This is a genomic window from Halomonas sp. (assembly GCF_031581305.1).
In the GTDB taxonomy this organism is placed as follows: domain Bacteria; phylum Pseudomonadota; class Gammaproteobacteria; order Pseudomonadales; family Halomonadaceae; genus Halomonas.
In genome coordinates this window covers 4,496-14,832 of record NZ_JAVLBC010000063.1, presented here as the reverse complement: position 1 = coordinate 14,832, position 10,337 = coordinate 4,496, and the positions used below count along the sequence as shown (strand labels likewise).

Here is a 10,337-nt window from a genome sequence, read left to right as displayed (position 1 = left end):
CGGCGCTCGGCGCTCGGCGCTCGGCGCTCGGCGCTCGGCGCTCGGCGCTCGGCGCGCTACGCCGTCTGCGGGCTCTCCCGCAGCAGCTGGGCCGAGAGCAGCGCCCACTGATCGTCCCAGTGCTCGGTGGGACGGTGGCGGAAGTCGCTGCGCACGTAGCGCGATATCTGCCCCTCGAGCTGGGCCAGCAGCAGGTTGGCGGCCGCCGAGACCGGCAGCGCGGGACGCCGCCCCTCGCGCAACTCCGCCTCGCGCAGTACCTGCTTGAGCTGAGTCTCGAGACGCTCGAAGAGCTGGTGGATGCGAAGGCGCAGCCGTGCCGTCTCGCCGGTCAGGGCATCACCACCCAGCAGGCGCGACAGGCCGGGGTTCTTCTCGGCGAAGGCCAGCACCAGGGTGAGAATCTGGCCGCAGCGCGGCACCGCCTCCGGCACCTCCTCGAGGATGCGGCCGATGCGTTCGAAGAGGGACTCCTCGATGAATGCGATCAGCCCCTCGAACATCCGTGCCTTGCTGGGAAAGTGGCGATAGAGCGCGGCCTCCGAGACGCCGACCTGGCGGGCCAGGGCGGCCACAGTGATGCGCTTGCCGCTGTCCTCCTCCAGCATCAGCGCCAGGCCCTGCAGGATCTGCTCGCGGCGACTGGGGGTTCGTGTTTCCTGCGTCATGTCGTTATGTTCTTGTCGGTCGGGTGGATCGGGCCGGAGAGCTCAGTCGGCGTTCGGGTCCTGGGGAATGTCGGTGATCAGGGTGCCCACCCCGGCGTTGGTGAAGATCTCCAGCAGGGTGGCATGGGGCACCCGGCCGTCGATGATATGGGCGCTCCTTACGCCGCCCTTCACGGCATCCAGGGCGCAGCGGATCTTCGGCAGCATGCCGCCATGGATGGTGCCATCACCGATCAGGGCATCCACCTGGCCAGTGGTCAGCCCGGTGAGCACCTCGCCCTCGGCGTTCATCAGGCCGGCGACGTTGGTCAGCAGCATCAGCTTCTCGGCATCCAGGGCTTCGGCCATCTTGCCGGCTACAAGGTCCGCATTGATGTTGTAGCTGCGGCCCGTTGCGTCCACGCCGATGGGGGCGATCACGGGGATGAAGTCACGCGCGGCGAGCATTTCGATGAGATCGGTGGAGATGTGCTCCACCTCGCCCACGTGGCCGATGTCGATGATCTCCGGCGCGGTCATCTCCGGGCTCTGGTGTTCCACCTGGAGCTGTCGGGCGCGGATCTGCGCGCCGTCCTTGCCGGTCAGGCCGATGGCCTTGCCTCCGCACTGGTTGATCAGGTTGACGATGCCCTTGTTGACCAGGCCGCCCAGCACCATCTCCACCACGTCCATGGTCTCGGCGTCGGTGACCCGCATGCCGTTGACGAAGCGCGACTCGATCTTGAGCTTCTCCAGCAGTTCGCCGATCTGTGGGCCGCCGCCATGCACTACCACCGGATTGATGCCGACTTCCTTCATCAGCACCATGTCGCGGGCGAAGGAGTCGATCAGGGTGTCTTCGGTCATGGCGTTGCCGCCGTACTTCACCACCACGGTCTTGCCGGAGAAGCGCTGGATGTAGGGCAGTGCCTCGGAGAGCACTTCCACCACCAGGCGTGGGTCACGGGTCTGTTCGGTCATCTGTCGGGCTCCCTGTCCTGTGTGTGGCGAACAGCCCCTCAGAGGGGCAGTTCGAGGTCGGGTGATACCTGGGTGAGGGCGTCGGCGAAGCGGCCGCGGATGCGCGCCAGGGCGGCGTCGTCCTTGCCCTCGAAGCGCAGCACCAGCACCGGCGTGGTGTTGGAGGCGCGGCACAGGCCCCAGCCGTCCGGATAGTCGACGCGGATGCCGTCCAGGGTCGTCTTGACGCCCTCCTCACCGAAGTCGCCCTCCCGGGCCAGCCGGTCCACCAGCGCGAACTTGGTCTCGTCAGTGACCGTGATGTTGATCTCCGGGGTGCCGATGTCCTGAGGGTAGCGGGCGAAGAAGGTATCCGCATCGTCAGCCTGCCTCGACAGGATCTCGAGCAGACGGGCGGCGGCGTAGAGGCCGTCGTCGAAGCCGTACCAGCGCTCCTGGAAGAAGATGTGGCCACTCATCTCGCCGGCCAGCAGGGCGCCGGTCTCCTTCATGCGCGCCTTGATCAGCGAGTGTCCGGTGCGCCACATCTCGGGGGTGCCGCCGGCCTCCTCGATCACCCGGGTCAGGTTGCCGGTGCACTTGACGTCGAAGATCACGCGGGCGTCGTGATTGCGCGACAGCATGTCCTCGGCGAAGGCCATCAGCAGGTGGTCGGGGTAAATCAGCTTGCCGCTCGGCGTGATCACGCCGAGGCGGTCGCCGTCGCCGTCGAAGGCCAGGCCGATGTCTGCGCCGGTCTCCTGCACGGTGCGGATCAGGTCCTGGAGGTTATCGAGCTTGCCCGGGTCCGGGTGGTGGTTGGGGAAGGTGCCGTCGATCTCGGCGAACAGTGGAATCGTCTCGGCGCCGAGGCGCTCGACCAGCGCCGGGCCGAGTTCGCCGGCCACGCCGTTGCCGCAGTCGACCACGGCCTTGAGCGGCCGGGAAAGCGTCACGTCGCCGAGGATGCGCGCGAGGTAGGCGTCACGCACGTCTTCCTGGCGCGTCTGGCCCCGGCCCTCGGCGAGGTCGCTCGTCGCGAGGCGGGTATGCAGCGCGGTGATGGCATCGCCGGAGAGCGTCTCGCCGCCCAGCACGATCTTGAAACCGTTGTAATCCGGCGGATTGTGGCTGCCGGTGACCATCACCCCTGAGGCGGTGCCTTCGAGCACGTGAGTGGCGAAATAGAGTACGGGGGTGGGGACCATGCCGATATCGACCACGTCACAACCCGACGACATCAGTCCGCGGGTCAGGGCCGCCAGCAGGCGCGGGCCGGAGAGGCGTCCGTCGCGGGCCACTACCACAGTGGACGCGTCGCGCGACCGGGCCTCGCTGCCGATGGCGCGGCCGATCTGCTCGACACCGTTCTCGGTCAAGGTGTCGTCGACGATGCCGCGGATGTCGTAGGCGCGGAAGATGGAGGCGGGGACTGCCTGGCTCGCTTCTTGGGTCATGGGGTCCGTCCTGTGGAGAGGTTCGAGTGGCTGGGTGCCGTCTCAGTGACGGCCGGAGCTGCCGAACCCACCGGTGCCACGCTGGTCGGCTCCCCGGTGGTTGGCGTCGAAGTCCTCGACGACCTCGAGGTCGGCATGCACTACGGGAACAAGCAGGTACTGTGCCAGCCTCTCGAAGGGCTCGATGGTGAAGGGCGCGTCGCCACGGTTCCATGTGGAGATCATCAGCTCGCCCTGGTAGTCGGAATCGATCAGCCCCACCAGGTTGCCGAGCACGATGCCGTGCTTGTGGCCCAACCCTGAGCGGGGAAGGATCATCCCGGCGAAGGTCGGGTCGGCGATGTGGATGGCAAGCCCGGTGCGCACCAGCTCGCACTGCCCGGGCGCCAGGGTCAGGGGGGCATCGAGCAGGGCGCGCAGGTCCATGCCGGCGGATCCTTGGGTGGCGTAGTGAGGCAGATGATCACGCAGGCGCTCGTCGAGCAGCTTGACGGCGAGGCGCGGGCGATCGGGAACGATGGGCATCGGGATTCCTCGAGTGTTCGGTGTCAGGGGGCGTTGCGGGGCGACAGGCAGGCCAGGGCACGGCGCACCACGGCCAGGGCGAGTTGCGGCTTGGGCTGGGGGGCGAGGCTCTCGCTGCCTTCCCTGTCGACTTCCCGCCACAGCAGCAGGGCGGCGTTGTCGTCGCTTCCGAAGCCGATTTCGGCCCGGGAGACATCGTTGGCAACGATCATGTCGAGCCCCTTGCGGGCCAGCTTGTCCCGGGCATAGGCCTCCAGGTCGCGGGTCTCGGCGGCGAACCCCACCACCAGCGGGCGCTGCGCCTCGGGGAGGGCGGCGACACCGGCGATGATGTCGGGGTTCTTGACCAGGCGCAGGGTGAGGCCCTCCTCGCCTTCGACCTTCTTGATCTTGTGCTCGGCGGCCGTCTCGGCTCGGTAGTCGGCCACGGCGGCGCAGCCGATGAAGATGTCGCTGTCGGCGGCCAGCCGCTGGGCGGCCGCGTGCATTTCCCGGGCGCTCTGCACGTTGGTGCGCTCGACGCCATCCGGTGTCGGCAGGCTGACCGGACCGCTGATCAGTCGCACCCGGGCGCCCAGCGAGGCGGCGGCGGCGGCCAGGGCGAAGCCCATCTTGCCGGAGCTGTGGTTGGAGAGGTAGCGCACCGGGTCGAGCGGCTCTCGGGTTGGGCCGGCGGTGATGGTGATGGTCAGGCCGTCGGCCTCTCGGGCGTCGGGATCGCGTGTTTGCTGCAGCGCTGCCAGGATCGCCTCGGGCTCGAGCATGCGTCCCGGTCCCACGTCACCGCAGGCCTGATCACCGCTGTCGGGTCCCAGCAGCTGCCAGCCGTCCTCGGCTAGCTGGTGCGCGTTGCGCTGGGTGGCCGGATGGCGCCACATGGCCTGGTTCATGGCCGGGGCCATCGCCTTCTCGGCCTCGCTCGCCAGGCACAGGGTGGTGAGCAGGTCGTCCGCCAGGCCCTGGGCGAGGCGCGCCATCAGGTCGGCGGTGGCCGGGGCGATCAGGATGGTGTCGGCCCAGCGGGCCAGCTCGATATGCCCCATGCCGGCCTCGGCCTCTGGGTCGAGCAGCGAGGTGCGTACGGCTTCCCCCGTCAAGGCTTGCAGCGTCAGTGGCGTGATGAAGGCCTGGGCGCCTTCGGTCATCACCACACGCACCTCGCAGCCGGCCTGCGTGAGCAGGCGGGCGAGCTGGGCGCTCTTGTAGGCGGCGATGCCGGCGCTGATGCCGAGCAGGACGCGTCGGCGGGGAAGTGTCGACATGGCGGTATCCGAGCGTGAATCCGGTCGCCTACCTTACCACCGGTGCCTGACCTTGCGTAGCCGGCGGGCCGACTACACTGACAGTCACGGGCGTCAGGCAGGGAGGCAGGGATGTCAATTCGAGACTGGCCGGAGGGGGAGCGCCCCCGGGAGAAGTTGCTGGCGCTGGGGGTGGAGGCGCTCTCCGATGCCGAGCTGCTGGCGATCTTCCTGCGCGTCGGCGTGGAGGGGCGCTCGGCGGTGGACCTGGCTCGGGATCTGCTGTCGGCCTTCGGTGGGCTTCGTCAGCTGCTGGAGGCCGACCAGGCGCGTTTCTGCGCCGAGCGCGGCATGGGCATGGCCAAGTATGTCCAGCTCCAGGCCACCCTGGAGCTGTCGCGGCGGCATCTCGCCAGCCAACTGAACCGGGGCGACGCGCTGACCTCGCCGTCGCTGGTGCGTGCCTACCTCGCCGCCCAGCTGCGTCATCTCGGCCACGAGGAGTTTGCTGCGCTCTTCCTCGACAGCCAGCACCGCGTGATCCGCTATGAGTCGTTGTTCCGCGGCACCCTGGACAGCGCCTCGGTCTATCCTCGCGAGGTGGCCCGCCGTGCCCTGGAGCTGGGTGCCGGCGCCATCATATTCGCCCACAACCATCCCTCCGGCGTGGCCGAGCCCAGCGACGCCGACCGACGCATCACCGAGCGGCTGCGCGAGGCGCTTGGGTTGTTCGAGGTCCGCGTGTTGGATCACTTCGTGGTGGGTGATGGGGAAGTCGTCTCCTTCGCGGAACGGGGATGGCTGTGATGGCCGGGATGGATATGAAAACCGCGCGGGGCTGGCTATAATGCTGCACCGGCTGCGCTAGGAGCCTGTCGGATTTGACCGATCGATACGAGATAGTCGGATTTCGAGGCAAGCCTATCGATCTGATGAGGCGAATAGCCCGCTATTTTACGAACCAGATCGAATGACATTGGCCGACAGACCGGATTTCGCAGTAGATCAGCGTTAAGTCCGACAGGCTCCTGGGTCCCTTGGTAGGGCCCATCCCGCTTGCCATCGTCCCCTGATGCGCCATTGAGGCGTGTCACGAGGCTATGTCACGCCCCCATCGGATCATCGCTGCGTCGCTTGCCGAATGCGGCGGTCTCTGGTATAAAGTGCAGCCTTTGAATTCCCTTGGGTCAAATGACAACGGGGCTGTCCCGGTTTGCCCGACAGGTTTTGAACACTCAGGTCTAAACACCTGGCCAAGCGGTTGGAGGCTCTCATGTCCAAAGTATGTCAGGTTACCGGCAAACGCCCGGTGACTGGTAACAACGTTTCACACTCCCAGCGCAAGACGCGTCGTCGTTTCGTGCCGAATCTGCATTCCCACCGTTTCTGGGTGGAGTCCGAGAAGCGCTTCGTCAAGCTGCGCGTCTCCTCCAAGGGCATGCGCATCATCGACAAGAAGGGCATCGAGGCGGTGCTCGGCGACATTCGCAAGCGCGGCGAAGCCGTCTAAGCGTTCCACAGGGAGATATCCGTCATGCGCGACAAGATACGAATGATTTCCAGTGCCGGTACCGGTCACTTCTACACCACCGACAAGAACAAGCGGAACACCCCGGACAAGCTCGAGAAGAAGATGTTTGATCCGACGATCCGCAAGCACGTGATGTACAAGGAAGGCAAGATCAAGTAAGTCTTGGTCGCTTCCGCCGCAGGCAGGCGCCTGTCAGCTTGAACCCGGCCCGATGGTCGGGTTCTTGCGTTTCACTGCCCCTCCGGACCAGACCATGCCCGAGTTGCCCGAAGTCGAGACTACCCGCCGTGGCATTGCCCCTCATGTGGAAGGCCACAAGATCACTGAGGTGATCGTGCGCCAGACTCGCCTGCGCGTGCCAGTGCCGGCGGACCTCGTCGAGCGGCTGGTCGGGGCGCGCATCGGTGAGCTGGCTAGGCGTGCCAAGTACCTGCTGATGCCGTTCTCCTTGCCGGGACAGGGTGAGGCGTCGGGGACGCTGCTCTGGCACCTGGGCATGTCCGGCAGCCTGCGCATCGCCCGTCTGGGCGAGTTGCCGAAGAAGCACGACCACCTCGATCTGGTACTCGACGACGGCGCTATCCTGCGTTACCACGATCCGCGCCGCTTCGGCTTCGTTGACTGGCTGGCCGGCAGCGTGGAACAGGATCCGCGCCTGACCCGGCTGGGGCCGGAGCCGCTCTCCGAGACCTTCGACGGTGAACGCCTCTTCGCGTCTTCCCGCGGGCGCCGCCTGGCGGTGAAGCCCTTCCTGATGGACAACGCTGTGGTGGTGGGGGTGGGCAACATCTATGCCGCCGAGGCCCTCTTCCTGGCCGGTATCGACCCGCGCCGGGCCGCCGGGCGCATCGCCCGGGAGCGCTACGACCGCCTCGCGGCGGCGGTGCGCGAGGTGCTGGCGGCTGCCATCACCCAGGGTGGCACCACTCTGCGCGACTTCGTCGGCGGTACCGGCGAGCCGGGGTACTTCAAGCAGCGACTCAATGTCTACGGGCGTGACGGCCAGCCCTGCCGCCGCTGTGGTGCCGAGCTGCGCCTGGTGACCCTGGGCCAGCGGGCCAGCGTGTTCTGCGGCCGCTGCCAGACCTGACGACGGCGCGACCCCGCCGACGCCTCTTCATCCTTTCACGAGACATGCCCATGACCGCAATTCGCTCACTGCGCCTGAAGAAGAATGCCGACCGTCGCCTCAAGGCCGGCCATCTTTGGCTCTATTCCAACGAGATCGACATCCAGGCCACGCCGATCAAGGAGATCGAGCCCGGCGCGCAGGTGGTGGTCGAGGCCGCCAATGGCAAGGCCATGGGTGTGGCCTATGTCAATCCGCACTCGCTGATCTGTGCGCGGATGGTCTCCCGCGACCCGGCGCAGGGGCTTGACCGTTCACTGCTGGTGCATCGCCTCAACCAGGCGCTGGCGCTGCGTCAGCGCCTCTTCGACAAGCCCTTTTACCGACTGGTGCACGGCGAAGGCGACCTGCTGCCGGGGCTCATCATCGACCGCTTCGGTGACGTCCTGGTGGTACAGCTCAACACCGCCGGCATGCAGGCGGTGCTGCCCGAGCTCCTCGACGCCCTGGACAAGGTGATGTCGCCGTCGGCGGTGGTGCTGCGCAACGACACCAGCGGGCGCCGCCAGGAGGGCCTCGAGGTGAGCGTCGAGGTCGTGAAGGGCGAGTTGCCCGACCAGGTACTGCTGGAGGAGAACGGCGTGAAGTTCGCTGCCCCGGTGCTCGACGGCCAGAAGACCGGCTGGTTCTTCGATCATCGCGCCAACCGCGCCTGGCTCAATGGCCTGGTGGCCGGCAAGCGGGTGCTGGACCTGTTCAGCTACGTGGGCGGCTGGGGCGTGCAGGCCGCAGCCAATGGCGCTCGAGACGTGCTCTGCGTGGATGCCTCCGGTCCCGCACTGGAGCGGGTCGCCGAGAATGCCGCCCTGAACGGGCTGCACGAGCAGGTGGCTGTAGGCGAGGGCGATGCCTTCGAGGTCCTGGCGGCCCTCAAGGCCGAGGGCGAGGAGTTCGATGTGGTGATCCTCGACCCGCCCGCCTTCATCCGCAAGCGCAAGGACATCCCCAACGGTGAGCGTGCCTACGGCAAGCTCAACCGCGAGGCGATGCGGCTGCTGGGGCGTGATGGCCTGTTGCTCTCGGCGTCCTGTTCCATGCACCTGGCCCCGGAGCGCCTGGTGGACGTGGTGCGTGGCGCAGTGCGCCATCAGGACCGTCAGGGCCAGATTCTCTTCCAGGGCCACCAGGGGGCTGACCACCCGGTCCATCCGGCAATTCCCGAGACCTCCTATCTGAAGGCCTTGGGCGTCCGGGTCTTCCGGGACTGATTCCCGATGTTCCCCGGCTACGTTCGTGCCTTTGCCCACTCCAACGCGCTGCTGGTCAGCCACGTGCACAACGTGCTGACCGCGGCCGGCATTCCCGCGGAATTGCGTAATCTCTCCCTGGGCGGTGGCGCCGGTGAGCTGCCGCTGGGGGAGTGTGAGCCGGAGGTGTGGGTGGCGCCCCACAATGCGGAACGGGCGGAGGCGCTGATTCGCCAGACCCTGGAAGGAACGAGCGACCGCCCGGCATGGACCTGTCCGGGGTGTGGTGAGCATCTCGAGGGCGTGTTCGACACCTGCTGGAACTGTGGCACCCACCGAGACGCTTGAGATGCCCTGGTGCTGGCCTGCCCCTCCTCAGCCTGGCCGCTGTCTTCAGGCCGTCCCCCTCGAGCGGTGTGACAGGGTTTCCTGTAGGGGTGGTTACTGATAGAAGAATTTCTGGCTAATCATTACTGAAGCGATATAATCTTTCATTCTTCTTTGTGGGCTCTTTGCATATAGACTGCCTGTGCTGTAATGGGGAGGAAAGCCACCCAACAACAGTCCAGGAGAACACCATGCAGATCGCCGTGCCCAAGGAAATCAAGAACCACGAGTACCGTGTCGCCCTGACCCCTACCGGCGCCCGGGAACTGGTCGGTCGCGGCCACACGGTCACGGTGCAGGCCGGGGCCGGCGAGGGTGCCGGCTTCTCGGACGCCGCCTATGAAACCGCCGGGGCGCGCCTCGAGGCCGACGTGACCAGGGTCTGGGAGGGCGCCGAGCTGATCCTCAAGGTCAAGGAGCCCCAGGCCGAGGAGGTTGCCCGCCTGTCGGCCGGCCAGACGCTCTTCACCTACCTGCACCTGGCCGCCGAGGAGACCCTGACCCGTGGCCTGATGGAGAGCGGCGCCACCTGCATCGCCTACGAGACCGTCACCGACCGCCAGGGCGGCCTGCCGCTGCTGGCGCCGATGAGCACCGTGGCCGGTCGCATGGCCGTGCAGGCGGGGGCCCACAGCCTGGAGAAGGCCCAGGGCGGGTCCGGTGTGCTGCTGCCCGGGGTGCCCGGCGTGGCCCCGGCCAAGGTGGCCGTCATCGGTGGCGGCGTGGTGGGCGAGAATGCCGCCCGCATGGCGCTGGGCCTGGGGGCCGAGGTCACGGTGCTCGACAAGTCTATCCCGCGCCTCGAGACCCTCGATGACCGCTATCAGGGGCGCATGAAGACCGTCTTCTCTACCGCCGACGCCATCGACGAGGCGGTGCGCGAGTGCGACCTGATCGTCGGCGCCGTGCTGATCCCCGGGGCGGCGGCGCCCAAGCTGATCACCCGCGAGATGCTCGCCGAGATGAAGCCGGGCAGCGTGCTGGTGGACGTGGCCATCGATCAGGGCGGCTGCTTCGAGACCAGCCGGGCCACGACCCATACCGACCCGACCTACCTCATCGACGGGATCGTGCACTACTGCGTGGCCAACATGCCCGGCGCCGTGGCGCGCACCTCCACCCAGGCGCTGACCAACGCCACCCTGCCGTTCGTGATCGCCCTGGCCGACAAGGGCTGGCAGCAGGCGCTGGCCGACGATGCCCACTTCGCCGCCGGCCTCAACGTCCACGCCGGCCAGGTGACCTACGGCGCGGTGGCGGAGGCCTTCGGCCT

The 10,337-nt window shown here is 67.3% G+C and carries 12 protein-coding genes; 7 read left to right on the top strand and 5 right to left on the bottom strand.

All coding sequences use genetic code 11. The annotated features are described in order from the left end of the window. Positions 1-56 precede the first annotated feature (56 nt). Genes slmA through coaBC form a run of 5 tightly spaced genes read right to left on the bottom strand, consistent with a single transcriptional unit; the run spans position 57 to position 4,851 of the window. The gene (slmA, locus tag RI841_RS07255; protein WP_310704922.1) at positions 57-668 is read right to left on the bottom strand and encodes a nucleoid occlusion factor SlmA; all 612 of its coding nucleotides are present in this window, start codon (positions 666-668) and stop codon (positions 57-59) included. Positions 669-710: 42 nt separating this feature from the next. Continuing rightward, on the bottom strand, positions 711-1,628 hold the full coding sequence (gene argB, locus RI841_RS07250) for an acetylglutamate kinase (RefSeq protein ID WP_310704921.1): 918 nt from the start codon (positions 1,626-1,628) through the stop codon (positions 711-713). 38 nt (positions 1,629-1,666) lie between these two features. Beyond that, positions 1,667-3,064, bottom strand: a complete 1,398-nt coding sequence (locus RI841_RS07245; RefSeq protein ID WP_310704920.1) for a phosphomannomutase/phosphoglucomutase — start codon at positions 3,062-3,064, stop codon at positions 1,667-1,669. Between the two features lie 42 nt (positions 3,065-3,106). Beyond that, positions 3,107-3,589 (bottom strand): dUTP diphosphatase, encoded by a 483-nt coding sequence (gene dut / locus RI841_RS07240; RefSeq protein WP_310704919.1) that lies wholly within the window; start codon positions 3,587-3,589, stop codon positions 3,107-3,109. A gap of 23 nt (positions 3,590-3,612) precedes the next feature. Beyond that, complete coding sequence (gene coaBC / locus RI841_RS07235) at positions 3,613-4,851, bottom strand: bifunctional phosphopantothenoylcysteine decarboxylase/phosphopantothenate--cysteine ligase CoaBC (protein WP_310704918.1); 1,239 nt, start codon at positions 4,849-4,851, stop codon at positions 3,613-3,615. A gap of 111 nt (positions 4,852-4,962) precedes the next feature. On the opposite strand from coaBC, the gene radC reads away from it, so the two are divergent. From radC to ald, 7 genes are all read left to right on the top strand, one after another. After that, positions 4,963-5,637 (top strand): DNA repair protein RadC, encoded by a 675-nt coding sequence (gene radC / locus RI841_RS07230; RefSeq protein WP_310704917.1) that lies wholly within the window; start codon positions 4,963-4,965, stop codon positions 5,635-5,637. A 466-nt stretch (positions 5,638-6,103) separates the two neighbouring features. Next, on the top strand, positions 6,104-6,340 hold the full coding sequence (rpmB, locus tag RI841_RS07225; protein WP_040184989.1) for a 50S ribosomal protein L28: 237 nt from the start codon (positions 6,104-6,106) through the stop codon (positions 6,338-6,340). Between the two features lie 24 nt (positions 6,341-6,364). Continuing rightward, complete coding sequence (rpmG, locus tag RI841_RS07220; protein ID WP_071944136.1) at positions 6,365-6,520, top strand: 50S ribosomal protein L33; 156 nt, start codon at positions 6,365-6,367, stop codon at positions 6,518-6,520. Positions 6,521-6,614: 94 nt separating this feature from the next. Further along, on the top strand, positions 6,615-7,451 hold the full coding sequence (gene mutM, locus RI841_RS07215; RefSeq protein WP_310704916.1) for a bifunctional DNA-formamidopyrimidine glycosylase/DNA-(apurinic or apyrimidinic site) lyase: 837 nt from the start codon (positions 6,615-6,617) through the stop codon (positions 7,449-7,451). A gap of 50 nt (positions 7,452-7,501) precedes the next feature. Further along, positions 7,502-8,698 (top strand): class I SAM-dependent rRNA methyltransferase, encoded by a 1,197-nt coding sequence (locus RI841_RS07210; protein ID WP_310704915.1) that lies wholly within the window; start codon positions 7,502-7,504, stop codon positions 8,696-8,698. Between the two features lie 6 nt (positions 8,699-8,704). Then, the gene (locus RI841_RS07205) at positions 8,705-9,025 is read left to right on the top strand and encodes a DUF2007 domain-containing protein (RefSeq protein WP_310704914.1); all 321 of its coding nucleotides are present in this window, start codon (positions 8,705-8,707) and stop codon (positions 9,023-9,025) included. A gap of 230 nt (positions 9,026-9,255) precedes the next feature. Then, the coding region (gene ald / locus RI841_RS07200) for an alanine dehydrogenase (RefSeq protein WP_310704913.1) at positions 9,256-10,337 on the top strand (1,082 nt) is incomplete at its 3' end.

Excerpts from the sequence above, each read along its gene's own strand:
- slmA (WP_310704922.1), bottom strand. The coding sequence starts at position 668 with ATGACGCAGGAAACACGAACCCCCAGTCGCCGCGAGCAGATCCTGCAG.
- argB (WP_310704921.1), bottom strand. The coding sequence starts at position 1,628 with ATGACCGAACAGACCCGTGACCCACGCCTGGTGGTGGAAGTGCTCTCC.
- RI841_RS07245 (WP_310704920.1), bottom strand. The coding sequence starts at position 3,064 with ATGACCCAAGAAGCGAGCCAGGCAGTCCCCGCCTCCATCTTCCGCGCC.
- dut (WP_310704919.1), bottom strand. The coding sequence starts at position 3,589 with ATGCCCATCGTTCCCGATCGCCCGCGCCTCGCCGTCAAGCTGCTCGAC.
- coaBC (WP_310704918.1), bottom strand. The coding sequence starts at position 4,851 with ATGTCGACACTTCCCCGCCGACGCGTCCTGCTCGGCATCAGCGCCGGC.
- radC (WP_310704917.1), top strand. The coding sequence starts at position 4,963 with ATGTCAATTCGAGACTGGCCGGAGGGGGAGCGCCCCCGGGAGAAGTTG.
- rpmB (WP_040184989.1), top strand. The coding sequence starts at position 6,104 with ATGTCCAAAGTATGTCAGGTTACCGGCAAACGCCCGGTGACTGGTAAC.
- rpmG (WP_071944136.1), top strand. The coding sequence starts at position 6,365 with ATGCGCGACAAGATACGAATGATTTCCAGTGCCGGTACCGGTCACTTC.
- mutM (WP_310704916.1), top strand. The coding sequence starts at position 6,615 with ATGCCCGAGTTGCCCGAAGTCGAGACTACCCGCCGTGGCATTGCCCCT.
- RI841_RS07210 (WP_310704915.1), top strand. The coding sequence starts at position 7,502 with ATGACCGCAATTCGCTCACTGCGCCTGAAGAAGAATGCCGACCGTCGC.
- RI841_RS07205 (WP_310704914.1), top strand. The coding sequence starts at position 8,705 with ATGTTCCCCGGCTACGTTCGTGCCTTTGCCCACTCCAACGCGCTGCTG.